The following is a 15,670-nucleotide window of genomic DNA, read 5'->3' on the forward strand; positions in this document are numbered from 1 at the left end:
CAGATGAAGATGAAAGACCAAGCAGTCTTAAGCAGCTCCCTGACGAAACCCGAGGCGCCGTCCCGTTCCAAGCTTGTCAAAGCCTTGCGCCGCTATCGGTGGTATTACCTGATGATGCTTCCGGGCATTCTCTATTTCCTCATCTATCATTACGTTCCCATGGCCGGCATCATCATCGCGTTCAAGGACTACAATTTGCGGGAAGGCATCTTCGGCAGCGAGTGGGTGGGGTTCCGAAATTTCCAAACGATCTTCGGCACCCCCGATTTCTACGAACTGGTTCGCAATACGGTCGTCATCAGCTTTTACCGGATCGTCTTCGGCATGTTTCCCGACATCCTGCTGGCGCTGCTGCTGAACGAGATCCGCAAGAAATGGTTCAAGTCGGTCATTCAGACGGTCACCTACGGGCCTTACTTCCTGTCGTGGCTTATCGTCTACGGGCTGACGACGGCGTTCCTCGCGCAGGACAGCGGAATCGTCAACCATTACATTCAGGAGCTGGGCGGCACGCCGATCAACTTCCTGGCGAACAGCGAATACTTTCGTTCCATCCTGATCGGGACGGACGTGTGGAAAAACACGGGGTACGGCGCGATCATTTATCTGGCCGCGCTGGCGACGATCAACCAGGAGCTGTACGAGGCCGCCGTCATGGACGGCGCGAACCGTTGGCGCCAGGTCTGGCACGTGACGCTGCCGGGCATTCGGGACGTATTCCTGCTGCTGCTCATTCTCCGCATCGGGCACATCATGGACGCCGGCTTCGAGCAAGTCTATATTTTCCTGAATTCCCGCGTATACGGGGTCGGGGATATCATCGACACCTGGGTATTCCGGCGCGGCCTGGAAGAGCTGGAATTCAGCGTGGCGGTCGCCACCAACCTGTTCAAGTCGGTCATCGGGTTCATTCTGGTTATCGGGGCCAATCGCTTGTCCAAAAAATTCGGCGGCTCGGGAATCTGGTAGGGAGGCGAAGCGATGACGAGCGTTGTATCCAAGAGCGGATGGGATCGCGTCGCGGATGTTATCATTTACGGAATACTGGCTCTGTTCGGGCTGCTGACGCTTTTCCCGGTGTACTATGTCTTTGTCGTATCGGTGACGCCGTACTCGGAGGTGCTGCGCCACGGCGGCTTCGTCATCTACCCGACGCAGGTGACGTTCGAGGCGTTCAAAGCCGTCTTCTCCAGCCATACGGTTCCCCAGGCGCTGAAGATCACCATTCAGGTGACGTTGATCGGCACCCTGCTGAATTTGACGGTGACGACCTTGCTCGCTTATCCGCTGTCCAAGCGGTTTATTCCGGGGCGCAACGTCGTTCTGCTCGGCGTCGTCTTTACGATGCTGTTCTCGGGAGGGCTTATTCCTCTCTATCTGGTCGTACGCGGGACCGGGCTCATCAATACGATCTGGTCTTTGATCGTTCCTGGCCTGGTGTCCTCGTTCAATATGCTGATTATGAAAACCTATTTCGAAAACATGCCTCACGAGATCGAAGAAGCGGCCAAGGTGGACGGCTGCGGCGACGTATCGACGCTTTTTCGGATCGTGCTTCCGCTGTCGACGCCCATGCTGGCCACTTTGGGACTGTTCTACGGGGTCGGGCATTGGAACGCCTATTTCGCGGGAATTATGTACTTGAACGATAAGTCGCTGTATCCGATTCAAGTGGTGCTGCGCAATATGATTCAGACGCCCAACGTCAGCCAGGAGCTGTCCATCTCCAATCCGCTGCTGCTGCAGACGCTGCCTCCGGAGACGATCAAGATGGCGACCGTCGTCGTGGCGATCATTCCGGTCCTGATCATCTACCCGTTTCTCCAGCGCTATTTTATTAAAGGCATGCTCATTGGAGCGATTAAAGGGTAAGGACGATCGCGCAAGAGGGGCTGTCCCGGATACCGGCAGGACAGCCCCTCTTTTCTGCATGCCGCCTTAGTCTGCTTGTCCGCTCAGGATCCGCTGCATATGCCGGGCGATCTCGTCGGCCGAATACAGTCCGGCCCAGTACAGGAACATCTCCGCTTCCATCTCGTCGAACAGGTTCACGTCGCGAAACAGCTCGTGCGAAAAATAACTGTTGGCGATGACGTCCCGATGAATATGAAGCGACTTCAAGAGGGCCGGGCTTCGGATGGCTTCGTTAACGGAAGGAAGCACGGAGATAAACTCGGTGTTCCGGCTGATCTTCTCCTGAACCGCCGGTTGAATCGCCTTTTGAACGAATTGGCGGGCGAGCTCCGGCTCGCTGCTGTCCCGAGGAATCATGAAGGAGTTCGCGATGAGCATCGTATCCTTGCGGTCGCCGAACGGCAGCGGCGCGACCTTCGGCGCGAACCGCATCTCCTGGTTGGCCCAGCCGGCAATCTCGATGGAGGTGGTCAGAACCATGGCCGCCTTCCCGCGAATGAACGCTTCGGAGTTCAGGACGTCGCGCGGCGACAGCAAAGCGACCCGATGGATATACAGCAGCTCGTGCAGGAATCGGAACGTTCCGGTCAGCAGGCCGAGGTCCGGAGCTTTGAAGTTGATGCCGTTCTGCAGGGCGATGACCGGCCAGCGGCTCAGCGAGATGGGCAAGGAAAGGCCGTAGATGTCCGGAATTCCGTCCCCGTTCGTGTCCATCGTCAGCCGTTTGGCCGTTCTCAGAAAATCTTCTTTGGTCCAGGACTCGGTCGGCTCCGGCACGCCGTACTGCCGGAACAGCTCGGGATTATACGCCAGAAACACCGTGGAGAAGGTAACGGGCATCGCCTTTAATCGCCCTTCCGGACTGAAGGCGTTCAGCAGCCGCGGATAAAGGGGGGCGAAATCTTCGCCCGACGGGACTTCCATATCCGCGAATTGCTGAAAGTCCTCGATAAGAGCATAGGGACGATCGTAAATATAGAGAAGGTCCGGCTGCAGTCCCAATTCCTTGCTCGTGTCTACCGAATCCCAATAATCGGAGGCGGCGAGAGGCAGGAATTTGACTTCCACATTCGGATTCTCTTTTTGAAATTCTTCGACGATGATCGGCATGCCGATATCGTGAAAATGGGAAGGCGAGATGGCGAAAATGCGCAGCACCTTGTTCTGGGTCGGATTCGGGACCACGTCGTTCGATACGATGGTGCCCTGCCCGACCTTTTTGACGATGAGCCCTTCCTGGAGAAGCTGCTCCAACGATTTGCGGACCGAGGTTCTGCTCATGCCGTAATATTTGCAGAGCTCGTTCTCGGACATCAGGAACTCGCCGGGCTTGATAAACCCGGATAAAATCTGTTCTCGTAAAATATTAGCCAATTTCAAGTATCGAAACTCGTTCTCTCGTCTCATGACGCCTCTCCTATTCCCTAAACTTGCATTCAATTAGTTGTATTGTAAAGCATCGAAAAATACAATACAAGTGAAATACAGGCGAGGCACAAGACAGGTACAGGAGGATGAAAATTTATGTGGCGTTTTATAGCATGCAAAGATATAATACAGGTATGATACAAATACCTTAATGGGAGGATGAGCTGGTGGATACATTGGCGATCGACGGAGGAACCCCGGTGCGCACGAAGCCGTTTCCGCAGTGGCCGATCTACGGAGAGCTCGAAGAACGAGGCTTGCTGGAGGTGCTTCATTCCGGAAAATGGGGCGGAACCGGGCGCGTCAAGCTGCAGGAGCTCGAGGAGCGGTTTGCCGCTTATCACGGAGCGGCTTACGGGATCACGGTCGCGAACGGAACCATCGGGATTACGGCCGCGCTGATGGCGGCGGGAGTCGGCCCCGGCGACGAGGTGATTATGCCGCCGTACACGTTTATCGCAACCGCAACCTCCGCGCTTTTGTTCGGCGCCGTCCCCGTATTCGCGGATGTGGAGCCGGATACGCTGCTGCTCGATCCCGAGAAGGTCGAGCCGCTGATTACGTCCAAGACGAAGGCGATTATTACGGTACATATCGCCGGCGCTCCGTCCGACATGACAAGGCTGAAGGAAATCGCGGCGCGGCGCGGGCTCCGTCTGATCGAGGACTCGGCGCAAGCCGTCGGCGCGCGGTGGGAAGGGCAGGGAGTCGGGGCGATCGGCGACCTGGGGACGTTCAGCTTCCAGTCCAGCAAGAACCTCAATGCGGGCGAGGGCGGCATGATTCTCACGAACGACCGAGAGTTGGCCGACCGGGTCTGGTCGTTCTCCAATGTCGGCCGCGTACGCGAAGGAGGCTGGTATCAGCATGAACGGATCGGCTGGAATTTGCGCATGACCGAATTCCAGGCGGCCGTCCTGCTCGGACAGATGACCCGGCTGGATGAGCAGATGGAGAAGCGGGAGCGCAACGGCAAGCTGCTCACGAAGCTGCTCGGCGAGATCGAAGGGATTCGGACGCTGCGCCGGGATCCGCGGATCACCAGGCACGCTTATCACTTGTACATGTTTAAGCTGGCGCCCGAAGTGGCGGACGCCGTCGCCAAATCCGAAGTGATTCGCCGCATTCAAGCGGAAGGCATTCCGGTATCCGCCGGATACGTATCTCTCAACCGCAATGAGGCGGTGCTCCGCGAGATCGAGAGCTTGACGGGAGAGCGCCGCGTGAACGATTGCCCCGTCAGCGAGCGGGCGTGCGAGAAGGAGACGCTCTGGCTCCATCAGAACGTCTTGCTGGGCGACGAAGAGGATATGCACGATATCGCCAGGGCGGTCCAAAAGGTGCTGGCGGCTTGTGGCTCCAAGGATTCCGTGCGGCCATGAAGCGGGAATGGACGTTGGGGCTGATCGGCTGCGGAGCGATCGCGGATTTTCACTTGATGGCGATTCGCGAGCTTCCCGGCGCGCGTCTGGCGATGGTGTCGGATCGGAAGCCGGCGAGGGCGGCGGAGATCGGAATCCGGGAAGCCTGCGGCTGGACGACGGATTACCGGGAGCTGCTGGCGCGCCCGGAGATCGATATCGTCTGCGTAACGACCGCCAGCGGCAGTCATGCGCAGATCGGCATGGAGGTGCTGGAGGCGGGCAAGCATCTTGCGGTCGAGAAGCCGATGGCCATGACGGCCGACGATGCGGACCGCATGAACCGGCTGGCGGCCGAGCGAGGACTGACGATTGCCGTCATCTCCCAGCGGAGATTCGAGCCGCAGCACCGGATCGCGCATCGTCTCGTTGCCGAAGGAAGCCTCGGGAAGCTGCTTCTGATCGAAGCGGGGTGCCCGTTCTATCGGCTTCAGTCCTATTACGACTCGGCCGGCTGGCGGGGAACGGTCGCTCACGACGGAGGGGCGATCCTGAACCAGGGCATTCATACCCTGGACCTGATGCTTTGGTTCGGAGGCGGCGTGCGCACGGTATACGCGAAAACCGCAACGCGAACCCATCGGATGGAAGCGGAGGATATCGGGACGGCGCTCATGGAGTTTGAGAACGGAGCCTTCGGAACCTTCACCGCTTCCACCAGCCTGCAGCCGGGCTTCGATCCGTATCTCCGCCTCTATGGAGAGAACGGTACGATCAAGCTGGAGGGAACCCGGATCGTCCATTGGACCGTGCCCGGCGTGCCCGAACCGGACTTGGAGACAGACGAGGGAAGCGGCGGCGGCGTCTCCCATCCGCTGTCGATCTCGAACAAGTATCACCGCGAACAGCTCGCCGATCTGCTCGCTTCGCTCTCCGAGGGGCGCAAGCCGTTCGTGACGGGACAAGACGGCTGGCAGGCGGTACGGGTCGTTCAGGCGATGTACCGGTCCGCGCGGGAAGGCGGAGAGATTCGATTCAATGACGGAATGAAGTGACGCGAGAGCGAGGGGAGCACATGAAATTTGCCATCGTCGGCTGCCAGCATGCCCACATCGGTCTTTTTCTGAAGGAGATGCTGGAGCTGGGCCATGAATGCGCCGGCATTTGCGAAGCGGAGAACGAGGAGCTCGCCGCGGAGATGTCGCGAATCTATCAAGTGCCGGTCTTCTCAGGGCCGGATTCGTTCCTTGACGCTTCCATCGAAGTGATCGGGTGCGCGGATGTCAACAGCCGGAAGATCGACGTCATCGAGTGGTGCGAGCGCCATGGCAAGCACGTGATGGTCGACAAACCGGCGGTGACGAACGAGGAGGATTTGCAGCGGCTGCGCAGGGTGGCGGAACGCGGGCGCATCCGGATCGGCATGATGCTGACGGAGCGGTTCCGTCCTTCCGTCATCGCGTTGAAGCGAATGATCGACGAGGGAGAGCTTGGCCGCATCGTTCATTTGCACATGCGAAAACCTCATCTGCTCAACCCTCGGAAGCGGCCCGCCTGGCATTTCGACAAAGAACGCAACGGCGGCCTCGTCATCGATCTGCTTGTTCATGACCTGGATCTGCTGCGGTGGCTGACGGGCAGCGAGCTGCGCGCTTCCTCCGGCATCATGACGAAGAGCATTCTTCCCGAGCACCCGCATTTTTACGATTCGGCCGCGGTTCAGGCGTTGACGGAGAACGGGACGACGGCGCAGCTTTATGCGGACTGGCACACGCCCGCGAAGAGCTGGACCTGGGGCGACTGCCGCCTGTTCGCGACCGGAACCCGCGGCTCGGCCGAAATCCGCCTCGAAGGCGACCCTCTGGTCGCCCGGGAAGAGATTCTGATCGCGGTGACCGATGCGAGGGAACCGGCGCGAATCGCTCTGCCGGATCCGGGAGCCACGCTGTCGGAAGACTTTCTGCGCCGAATCGCCGGCGAACCCGGCTGCATGGACGAAAGCGATATTCTGGCCGCCTCGGAGGCGGCGATCCGGACCGATCGGAACACGCAGACGATCGGCAGGTAAAGGCTCGGGCGGAGGAGATGTCCATGTATCCCGATTACCAGGATGCGCTCGCCGAAGCGGAGTTAAGCGAGAATCAGCTTCCCGTTGCTATGCTGTATAACGTTCTCATCCAGAACGCGAGACTCCATCATCACGATTGCGTGGAATTTACCGTCGTGGTTCAAGGAACCGGAGCGGGATGGATCGACGGCAAGCGGCACGCGATGCGGCCGGGAACGGCCGTCTTTCTGCGGCCGCATCACCTCCATGCCATTCAGAGCAATCCCGGCGACCCTCTTCACCTTTATACCTGTCTGTTCGACGAACAGATCCTGTTCGATTCGGCCTATGACGGGTCTTTGAGAGAGGTTCTGCTGCAGGCCGGGGATGCGGTTCCGTCGTGTTTTCACCTTCCCAAGCTTCAAAGCGGTCAGATCGTTCAATTGTTACGGGAGATGATGAACGAATACCGGCGGGACGAGTACGGCAAGGACATCGTCCTTCGCAGCAAGCTGATCGAGGCGCTGGCCCGGACCGTCCGGCATTATATGAGCAGCCATGACGGCCGCCCGGCGGAGGCGGCCGCGTTCCGGCGGCCGACGTACCGAACGATCTGGGAGGTCGTGCGGTTTATTCACCTGCATTTCGCCGAGCCTCTGTCGCTCAAGGAGCTTGCCGGCCTGGCCGGCCGGAGCGAGGCCTATGTCAGCCGCGAATTCAAGAAGGCGACCGGCATGAATTTCGTCGATTACGTGCACAAGCTGAGAGTCGGCCGGGCGGCCGCCCTGCTCTCCGCGACGGACATGAGCATTACCGAGATCGCTTCCGAAGTCGGATACGATTATTTCCGCACGTTCTCCCGGGCTTTTAAAGCGTTGAAGGGCATGCCGCCCTCGGAATACCGCAAAAGCGTCTAGCGCCGCCCGGCTCACGGCCATTCGTCGATCAGCCGGTCGAGCGCTTGCTTGAACACCCGTTCGACCGCCGGATCGAAAACGGACGGCATGGCGAAGTAGCGGGTGGATTCGACGCTCTCATATCCGCCTTCCGCGAGCTGCTCCGCGGTGGGGACGTATCCGAACATTCCGTTCGTATAAGCGACGGGCAGGATACGTCCCTGCGACAGGCGCCGGATATAAAGCCCGTATTCCACGACGACTTCGGCATTCATGGCAAGCAGCGAGACTTCCTTCGCAAGCCTCCATAACGTTATTTCCATCGGCATCGCCTTCTCCGGCGAGGGCCATCTGCTTCGCTGAATCCGATGCCATTCGCCTTCCACTCCGGGAAGCGCCAGGCCGCTTTCCAAGTCGGCTTTGTCCGGCAGCGCGGCCAAAGGGAGGGAGATCGACTCCGAACGCCACCGCAGCTGGCAGCCGGTCAAGGCTGAGCCCGGCTGTTCCAACGTTCGCAGAACATCCTCCGCGAACGCCCGCCCGATCTCGACGACGCGCTCATCCGTGCCCCGAATGACGCTTTGCCCGTCCCCCGGATTGATATCGCCGCACGTTCCTTGCAGAAATCCGGCAACGAGACCTTGGCCGAGCTGTTCCTCTATGGCGTCCATGGCGACCCCGACATATTCCGAAGAAAACCGATTTTCGTTGGTGATCACCGGATGGCAGGCATAATGGACAAGCACGGCCTTCGATTGACCGCCGCGCAAGACGTAGGAAATCACGTTTAGCTCATGGTCGGCCGGCCCGGCGACAGGAGGAAGCTTCCGCAAGCCGCGGCGGTTGATGCCGAGCGCCGACCGGCCGATCCTTCTTTCCGCCCGTACGGGTTCGAGATGGTCATAAGCCCGGCCGATTCCGGCCACGATGCGTTCTTCCAGATCGGCCAAGTAGACGGGATCGGGCTCGCCGAGGAAAGACGTGAACAGGCCGCTCGTCTGCGGACCCGAATGCGTATGCGTTCCATGCAGCAGAATCGCCGCTTCGTCGATGCCGTAACGTTCTTGAATTCGCCTTTTCAGACCGGGCACCCGGTCGCTTCCCCACCAGATCAGATCGGCGGAGATCAGCAAGCTGCGGCGTTCTTCCCCGCCGTCGCGGGAGGCGAAGGCGAAGATTCTCGCCCTTAACGGACGGGAAGCGGAAGCCGCCGGATCCATCCCGAAGCGCGAGGCGAACCCGGCCAGCGGAACGGGGAAATTCGGCGTAATCTCCATTTTGCAGGTTCCCAGCGCCAGTTCCGTTTCCATCGTCCTCATCCTTTCCGGATATTGTCCGTCGGTATCACTTTACCGGATTCGGGCGGAGAAAGACGGACAAATCCGCGTTCGAACGTATCAATATTTGTCCGGTCTTGAAGCGCCGTTGACCGGGTTCGCCGTCTGGGTTGACCTACAATGAAGTTGGAAGAAGCTTGCAACCTGCGAGGAGGAGAACCATGACAACCGCAACATCGTGGCACGAGCGGCCGCTGCGCATCGTCGACTTCATTCCGCCCGCTCCTGACCGGTACGAAGCGCTGGATATGGCCGAGCAAGCGGCCGTTCGGAGCGAGCTCGGCTTTAATGCCGAGCATATCGAGGTCCATGACGTTTCGCTGGGCGAGTCGGGCATTACGTTTTATCCTTCGGAATTTGCGGTCGAGAACCGGAAAGATTTGTTGACGGAAATCGCGAGCCGGAACGGCGCTTCCGGCGTGAAGACGATCGTTTATTTCAACGTGCATTGGCTGTCGCCTTCCCTGTCGGAAGTAAAGCCGGAGTGGCTGCAGCGCGATTCCGCGGGCGAGGTCATTCCGAGCGCTTACGGACAGGGCGGATATTCCTGCATCAACTCGCCGTTCCGGGAATATGCGTTCGGAACGATCCGGACGCTGGCGAAGCACCGGATTGACGGAATCTTTCTCGATGGGCCGATTTTCCGGGAGGACGGCTGCTACTGCGAGGCTTGCCGCCAACAATTCCAGGATGAATACGGCTATGAGCCGCCGGTCGGCGCCGCGATCGCTTCGCGAGAGGACCACGATTGGTTCGGCTTCCGGCGTTCGTCCATCGCCCGGTTCATGCGCGAAGCCAGGCAGGCGCTGCAAGAGACGAATCCCGGCGCCATCATCTACATGAACAGCCCGCAGCTCGCCCCGAACCGGCTGTGCTGCCGGGACAATCGCATGACCGTCGCCCACCAGGACATGCTGCTTGCCGAAGGCGGATTTCTGGGCGGCGACCTGCGAACCGTTCCGGTCTGGAAGCCCGCGGCGACCGCCATGCTGCTGGAGACGCAGGCCGGGGGCAAGCCCTATTGCGTGGCGATCGCCGGGCGCCTGTCGCCCTGGTCCAGATATTTGCTGACGGCGGCGGAGACCTGGATCGCGCATGCCATGGCCGTCGCGCACGGGGCCTGGACCTGGTACGGCGTATACAACGACAACAACAAGGACGCCCGGATGCGGACCGTGCGCGAGATCAACGATTTTCTGGCGGCTCATGAGGAGCATTACACGGGTACCAGATCGGCAGCGCGGGTTGCCCTGCTGTGGTCTTACGCCACGGCCAACTATTATCAGACGACGGCGGAGGCCACCGATTTTACCGATGCCAAAAGCCGGCTTCGGCATCTGGACCGGAACGACTCCCGTCAGGCGTTCAACGGCTGGTTCGATGCCTTATCGCGAAGCCGCGTGCCGTTCGACGTCATCGACGACACGGCATTGACGGACGGGACGTTGGGGGGCTACGAATTGCTTGTGCTGCCGGGCGCAAGCTGCATGGCGGCGGCGGACGCCGAGGCGGTTCGCCGGTTCGTGAAGGCCGGCGGCAGGCTGATCGCTACGTTCGATACGTCCTTTTACGACGAGTACGGCCATCGTCTCGACGAGCCTTCTCTTGCCGATGTGCTCGGCGTTCGGCAGGTTCGCGGAACGAGGGTCAATGCCTTCGATCATATCGCGGTCGAGGCCGGGCAAGATCTGTTTGCCGAAATCGATCAAACGCTGGTGCCGTCGGCACTGCTTGGGGTAGAGTGTTCGGTTCGGGAAGGGGCGGACGTCTCCGGGTTCTATCGGGAACGCCAGTTGTCCCGTTACTCCGAGCTTCCGGACGCGACTTCCTCTCCTTATATCGTGCGGCATGCTTACGGACAAGGAAGCTGCATCTATTTTACCGGCAATGTCGATGGCTTCTACTCGGCTTACGCGCTTCCGGAATATCGCACGCTGTTGGCCAACGCCGTGAGAGAGATGATCGAGCCGGAGCTGGAATGCGGCTTCGAGACGGACGTGGCGTCCGTGCATGTGTCCCTGCGGATCAAAGGAGATTCCCTCCTGATCCATCTGGTGAACTATACGGGCTCGATGACCCGGCCGATGAGCTCCGTTCTGCCGCTGCGGAATGTCCGCATCCGGCTGCGGGAAAGGGACGGTTGGAGCGGGGAATGCACGATTCGCTCCTTGCGCGGAAATCGGACGCTGGCCGGAGAACGAAGCGAGGGGACGCTTTCGTTCGTGCTTCCGGTTCTCCACGAATATGAAGCGATCGTCATCGCGAACGATTGACGGGTAGAACCGAGTTCGATTTCGCGATATGCTTAAGGTATGAAAAATCTTCTCGTAACGGGCTACCGGGCCCATGAACTCGGCATTTTCAGCCGGAAGCATCCGGGGATCGCGTCCATTCGGAAAGCGATGGAGGCCAAGCTCGTTCCGCTCGTCGAGGAAGGCTTGGAGTGGGTCATTACGCCCGGCCAGTACGGCGTGGATCTATGGGCTTGCGAGACCGTGATCGAGCTGAAGAAGCGTTATCCCTGGCTCAAGCTGTCCATCCTGGCGGCTTACGCCAACCCGGATGAGAAATGGAACGAAGGCCGGAAGGAGCACTTTCAAGAGATTCTGCGCGGCGTCGATTATTACGGCTCCGCCAGCAAACAGCCGTACAGCGGCGTCTGGCAGTTGAAGGCGAGGGACGAGCTGCTGCTGCGGAAGACGGACGGCATTCTCCTCGTCTACGACGAGGAGGCGGGCGAAGGGAGCCCCCGGTTCTTCAAGGAGCGCGCCCTTCGCAAGCAGGCCGAGGAAGGCTATCAATACATCGCGATCGGCGCGGACGAGATTCAGTCGATCGAGGACGAGAGCCGCATGGCCGATTGGTAAGGTGCAGGTCGAACGCCGGATCATTCCGGCGTTTTTTCTTTCTGTTGACAAAGCGGCAAAAACGGGTTTACTATTGTTTCAATACAGGTATGATACATATATTTAATTGGGGAAAGGAGCTTCTATGAACCTTGAATTCGCTTCGTATGCCTGCGTCGGTCGGCCCTGCCGCAACTTCAATATCCCGGCTACCGCGGTTATCCGCGACCCCTGGGACGGCCGAGAGAAGTTCGTGCTGTCGAATATGGCTCTGGGGGAAACCGGGAACCTGATTTTTATCGATACGGAGACAGGCGAAGGAGAGTCGTTCCTCCTTCCCGGAGACGCCGGAGCTTGGGGGCTTGTCAATTGGAACGACGAGCTGCTGGTCGTCGGCACATGCCCGGAATATGCCTATCTTCATAGCTTCGAGCTCAAGTCCCGCACTTGGCGAAGCCCGCTCCGAGATGAAGGCGAGAAATACTTCTGGAATTTGACCCTCGGCTCGGACGGCAACGTGTACGGAGGGACCTGGCCCGGCTGCTCGCTGCTCCGGTACAATCCCGTTCGGCACACGCTCGAGAATCTCGGCCGCGTATCGGACAACGGGAAGAACCATTACAGCCGCCCGGTCTGGGGAGAGCTTCCGGGGACCGTCTTCGTCCTTGCCGGCTTCGACAGCGTGCAGCTCAGAGCTTATGACATCGCATCCGGCACCTTCGCCGATTTCGGCTCTCCCGGCTTTACCATCCAAGAGATCGCTTCCGAATTCATCTGTACGGAGAAGGACGGCGAATACGAGTTTTACAACCCTCGAACCCTCGAACCGCTGCCGCCCGAACCGTACCTCTCCAAACTCGCCGATCGGGACATTACGCTTCCGAACGGAAAGAAGAACCGGGTGCTTCCTCTCGCGGACGGCCGATATGGCGGCGTTCGCGGACAGGAATATTTCATCGCCGGGAGCCTGTCGGAAACGCCGGAATTGAAGCCCATCCCCGTACCTGCCCCGGCCACGATGATCCATACGCTCCTAGAGGGAGAAGACGGGAAAATATGGGGCTCCTGTGCTTTCGGCCAAACGATCTTCGCCTACGACCCCGCAGACGGAGCTTGCTGGAACTCTCCCGCCGTGTGCGACAAAGGGGGAGAAGTGTACGGCATGCTTTTCATCGGCCCTCGCTTGTTCCTGTCCTGCTATGTGGGCGGCGATCACGTCGTCTACGATACGAGCCGGCCGTGGAATCAGCTTCTCAACGAGAATCCGCGCACGCTTAGGTCCGTGGCTCCGGAATTGATCCGGCCGACCGGCCGCACGGTGCTCGGACCCGACGGGGGCGTGTGGACCGGATGGTCGGCCAAATACGGTACCTACGGCGGCGGCCTTTCCCGAATCGATCCCGGTACGCTGGAGGTGAAGAGCTGGTACGATCCCGTCCCGGAGCAGCAGGTGGCCGGTCTGACGGCGGACGCGCGGTACCTTTACTTTACGACGAACGGCGGCGCAAGCGGACTTGCCTATAAGGAAGAGCCCTGCCACTTCGGCGTCTGGTCGGCGGAGGAGCGGCGCGTCGTCCGCCTCCATCGGTTCGAGGAAGGGGTTCGCACGGGAAGCGCGGTGATGGCCGCAGGAGGAAAAGTATTCGTCGCCGCCGGAAACGGAATTCGCGAGTTTCTTCCCGGCACCTTTTCGTTTGCGCGCACGATCGAGCTCGGCGAAGCGTGCGGATGGATGGCGAAAATAAGCGAGGATGAGATCGCCGCCTTCGGAACGAAGCATCTCTATCTGATCTCCGTGAAGGAAGCCAAGGCACGGATAGCTGCCGAGCTGCCGGGCCCGGTTCATGCGGCTGCGGCGACGCGGGCGGGAGAGCTCTATTTCGCGTCGAAGTCGGAGCTGTACAGGATGGATCCGACTGCCCGATCGCATGCCGACCCGCTTGAGGCAAAAGGGGAGGGGTGACGATGACCGAGCTCAGCCCCCCGGCGGCCATGGCGGAAGCCCCTTCAACCGCGTCGAGATGGCGCAAAGCGAGAAGGAAGGCATGGAGAGACCGCTTCCTTTACTTGCTCGTCTTGCCCGGACTTGCCTATTTTATCGTGTATCGGATCGCTCCCATGCTCGGAATGGTCATCGCGTTCCAGGACTACAGTCCGTTTCTCGGCTTTACCGGGAGCGAATGGGTCGGCTTCAAGCATTTTGCCACGCTGTTCGACAGTGCGGAGGTCGTCCGCGTTCTCTGGAACACCTTGTACCTGTCTTTCCTGCAAATCCTGTTTTCTTTTCCGGCGCCCATCCTCTTGGCGCTGCTGCTCAACGAGGTTCGCCATCAGGCGTTTAAACGGCTGATTCAATCGATCGTGTACCTGCCCCACTTTCTGTCCTGGGTTATCGTCGTCGGGATCTCCATGATTTTTCTGCGCACGCACGGCTTCATCAACGGCTTTCTGCATACCGCCTTCGGCATGGAGAAGCCGATCGATTTTTTGATCGATCCGGTCTTCTTCCGGCCTCTCCTTATCTTGCAGGTCATTTGGAAGGAGATCGGGTGGGGAACGATCATCTTTTTGGCCGCGCTCGCGGGAATCGGTCCCGAGCTATATGAAGCGGCCATCGTGGACGGTGCCGGCCGCTGGCGCCGGATGTGGCATATCACGCTGCCGGGCCTGCGCACGACCATCGTCATCTTGCTCATTCTCCGACTGGGTCAAGTGCTGGACAGCGGCTTCGAACAAATCTTCCTCATGCTCAACTCCTTCAACTCATCCATCGGCAACGTGCTCGACATTTATGTTTATACCAAGGGCATCATGCAGTCCGACTACAGCTTCGCCACGGCGGTCGGCTTGTTCAAAGGAGTCGTGGGCTTGATTCTGGTTCTCGGCGCGAATCGCCTGGCCAAGAGATTCGGCGAAGAAGGCGTTTACTGACGAGAGAGGAGGAGAACGCGAATGAACGGTTCCGCTTGGCAGGATCGCCTGTTTCGCTGGGGGAATGCGATCTTCCTTGTTATCCTTGCCGCAGGCATGCTCTTTCCGTTCCTGTACATTTTCTCCGTTTCCTTTACGACGTTCGATGAGTTTTTGAAGAGCGATTTTCTTTTATGGCCGAAAAAATGGGTGCCCGACGCGTACTTGTTCATTTTTCACTCCCGCTCGTTTCTGCGCTCCCTCTGGATGACCGTCTATTTGACGGTGGCGGGAACCGCGGTCAACCTGATTTTCACCTCCACGATGGCGTTCGGGCTGTCTCGCAACATCTATGGCGGAAGGGCCATCACTTTCATGGTTCTGTTCACGATGCTGTTCTCGGCCGGAATGATTCCGACGTACTTGATGGTGAAGATGACCGGGCTGCTCGATTCGATCTGGGCGTTGATCCTGCCTGCCGCCATCGCCCCGTTTAACCTCATCGTCATTCGGCAGTTTTTCCAGAACATTCCGGGCGAGCTTTACGAAGCTTCCGTCATGGACGGGGCGAACGACCTGACGATCTTCCGCAAGATCATCCTTCCCTTATCCAAACCTGCGCTGGCGGCGTTCAGCCTGTTCTATGCGGTGGGGCATTGGAACACCTATTTCGCCGGGATTTTGTATCTGAACGACCCGAAGATGTGGCCGATCCAGGTCATCCTGCGGCAAATCGTCGTGCTGAGCGATCCCAAAAACGCGCTCGGCGCGGTCGAGCAAGTGCTGCTTGACGTGCAGCCGCCGCCGGAAACGATCCAGATGGCCGCGATCCTGGTCGCGACGCTGCCGATTCTGATCGTATATCCGTTTCTGCAGAAGCATTTTGCCAAGGGGGTGTTGATCGGTTCCATTAAAGGCTAATCGTTCTCTC

The 15,670-nt window shown here is 59.3% G+C and carries 13 protein-coding genes; 11 read left to right on the forward strand and 2 right to left on the reverse strand.

Annotated elements, in window-relative coordinates; genetic code table 11:
* Window positions 1-9 precede the first annotated feature (9 nt).
* Together H7C18_RS25655 and H7C18_RS25660 are read left to right on the forward strand one after the other, a co-directional pair.
* Entirely contained in the window at window positions 10-969 is a 960-nt protein-coding gene (locus tag H7C18_RS25655; protein ID WP_185131950.1) for an ABC transporter permease, read from the forward strand.
* A gap of 12 nt (window positions 970-981) precedes the next feature.
* The gene (locus H7C18_RS25660; protein WP_185131951.1) at window positions 982-1,872 is read left to right on the forward strand and encodes a carbohydrate ABC transporter permease; all 891 of its coding nucleotides are present in this window, start codon (window positions 982-984) and stop codon (window positions 1,870-1,872) included.
* Between the two features lie 66 nt (window positions 1,873-1,938).
* Here the strand turns inward: H7C18_RS25660 and H7C18_RS25665 are convergent, their stop codons facing one another.
* On the reverse strand, window positions 1,939-3,321 hold the full coding sequence (locus H7C18_RS25665) for an extracellular solute-binding protein (protein WP_185131952.1): 1,383 nt from the start codon (window positions 3,319-3,321) through the stop codon (window positions 1,939-1,941).
* Between the two features lie 188 nt (window positions 3,322-3,509).
* On the opposite strand from H7C18_RS25665, the gene H7C18_RS25670 reads away from it, so the two are divergent.
* Genes H7C18_RS25670 through H7C18_RS25685 form a run of 4 tightly spaced genes read left to right on the forward strand, consistent with a single transcriptional unit; the run spans window position 3,510 to window position 7,667 of the window.
* A complete protein-coding gene (locus tag H7C18_RS25670) occupies window positions 3,510-4,724 on the forward strand; it encodes an aminotransferase class I/II-fold pyridoxal phosphate-dependent enzyme (RefSeq protein ID WP_185131953.1) in 1,215 nt (404 codons plus the stop codon).
* Window positions 4,721-5,758: a Gfo/Idh/MocA family protein gene (locus tag H7C18_RS25675; protein WP_185131954.1), complete on the forward strand. Its 1,038-nt coding sequence runs from the start codon at window positions 4,721-4,723 to the stop codon at window positions 5,756-5,758. The genes H7C18_RS25670 and H7C18_RS25675 overlap by 4 nt, the downstream gene beginning before the upstream one ends.
* A 20-nt stretch (window positions 5,759-5,778) precedes the next feature.
* Window positions 5,779-6,771, forward strand: a complete 993-nt coding sequence (locus tag H7C18_RS25680; RefSeq protein WP_185131955.1) for a Gfo/Idh/MocA family protein — start codon at window positions 5,779-5,781, stop codon at window positions 6,769-6,771.
* Window positions 6,772-6,794: 23 nt separating this feature from the next.
* On the forward strand, window positions 6,795-7,667 hold the full coding sequence (locus H7C18_RS25685; RefSeq protein WP_185131956.1) for an AraC family transcriptional regulator: 873 nt from the start codon (window positions 6,795-6,797) through the stop codon (window positions 7,665-7,667).
* Window positions 7,668-7,678: 11 nt separating this feature from the next.
* Here H7C18_RS25685 and H7C18_RS25690 read toward each other — a convergent pair whose 3' ends face one another.
* Complete coding sequence (locus H7C18_RS25690; protein WP_185131957.1) at window positions 7,679-8,956, reverse strand: hypothetical protein; 1,278 nt, start codon at window positions 8,954-8,956, stop codon at window positions 7,679-7,681.
* Window positions 8,957-9,144: 188 nt separating this feature from the next.
* Here H7C18_RS25690 and H7C18_RS25695 point away from each other — a divergent pair, with 188 nt between their 5' ends.
* From H7C18_RS25695 to H7C18_RS25715, 5 genes are all read left to right on the forward strand, one after another.
* Window positions 9,145-11,256, forward strand: a complete 2,112-nt coding sequence (locus H7C18_RS25695) for a beta-galactosidase trimerization domain-containing protein (RefSeq protein ID WP_185131958.1) — start codon at window positions 9,145-9,147, stop codon at window positions 11,254-11,256.
* A gap of 39 nt (window positions 11,257-11,295) precedes the next feature.
* Window positions 11,296-11,850: an SLOG family protein gene (locus tag H7C18_RS25700; protein ID WP_185131959.1), complete on the forward strand. Its 555-nt coding sequence runs from the start codon at window positions 11,296-11,298 to the stop codon at window positions 11,848-11,850.
* A 124-nt stretch (window positions 11,851-11,974) separates the two neighbouring features.
* Window positions 11,975-13,792: an NHL repeat-containing protein gene (locus H7C18_RS25705; protein ID WP_185131960.1), complete on the forward strand. Its 1,818-nt coding sequence runs from the start codon at window positions 11,975-11,977 to the stop codon at window positions 13,790-13,792.
* 2 nt (window positions 13,793-13,794) lie between these two features.
* Entirely contained in the window at window positions 13,795-14,760 is a 966-nt protein-coding gene (locus H7C18_RS25710) for an ABC transporter permease (protein ID WP_185131961.1), read from the forward strand.
* A gap of 21 nt (window positions 14,761-14,781) precedes the next feature.
* Window positions 14,782-15,660: a carbohydrate ABC transporter permease gene (locus H7C18_RS25715; protein WP_185131962.1), complete on the forward strand. Its 879-nt coding sequence runs from the start codon at window positions 14,782-14,784 to the stop codon at window positions 15,658-15,660.
* The last annotated feature ends 10 nt before the right edge of the window (window positions 15,661-15,670 follow it).

This window comes from Cohnella zeiphila, assembly GCF_014212055.1.
Lineage (GTDB): Bacteria > Bacillota > Bacilli > Paenibacillales > Paenibacillaceae > Cohnella > Cohnella zeiphila.

What these genes read in the sequence shown, in the direction of transcription:
- H7C18_RS25655 (WP_185131950.1), top strand. Translation starts at nt 10, where the DNA reads ATGAAAGACCAAGCAGTCTTAAGCAGCTCCCTGACGAAACCCGAGGCG.
- H7C18_RS25660 (WP_185131951.1), top strand. Translation starts at nt 982, where the DNA reads ATGACGAGCGTTGTATCCAAGAGCGGATGGGATCGCGTCGCGGATGTT.
- H7C18_RS25665 (WP_185131952.1), bottom strand. Translation starts at nt 3,321, where the DNA reads ATGAGACGAGAGAACGAGTTTCGATACTTGAAATTGGCTAATATTTTA.
- H7C18_RS25675 (WP_185131954.1), top strand. Translation starts at nt 4,721, where the DNA reads ATGAAGCGGGAATGGACGTTGGGGCTGATCGGCTGCGGAGCGATCGCG.
- H7C18_RS25680 (WP_185131955.1), top strand. Translation starts at nt 5,779, where the DNA reads ATGAAATTTGCCATCGTCGGCTGCCAGCATGCCCACATCGGTCTTTTT.
- H7C18_RS25685 (WP_185131956.1), top strand. Translation starts at nt 6,795, where the DNA reads ATGTATCCCGATTACCAGGATGCGCTCGCCGAAGCGGAGTTAAGCGAG.
- H7C18_RS25690 (WP_185131957.1), bottom strand. Translation starts at nt 8,956, where the DNA reads ATGGAAACGGAACTGGCGCTGGGAACCTGCAAAATGGAGATTACGCCG.
- H7C18_RS25695 (WP_185131958.1), top strand. Translation starts at nt 9,145, where the DNA reads ATGACAACCGCAACATCGTGGCACGAGCGGCCGCTGCGCATCGTCGAC.
- H7C18_RS25700 (WP_185131959.1), top strand. Translation starts at nt 11,296, where the DNA reads ATGAAAAATCTTCTCGTAACGGGCTACCGGGCCCATGAACTCGGCATT.
- H7C18_RS25705 (WP_185131960.1), top strand. Translation starts at nt 11,975, where the DNA reads ATGAACCTTGAATTCGCTTCGTATGCCTGCGTCGGTCGGCCCTGCCGC.
- H7C18_RS25710 (WP_185131961.1), top strand. Translation starts at nt 13,795, where the DNA reads ATGACCGAGCTCAGCCCCCCGGCGGCCATGGCGGAAGCCCCTTCAACC.
- H7C18_RS25715 (WP_185131962.1), top strand. Translation starts at nt 14,782, where the DNA reads ATGAACGGTTCCGCTTGGCAGGATCGCCTGTTTCGCTGGGGGAATGCG.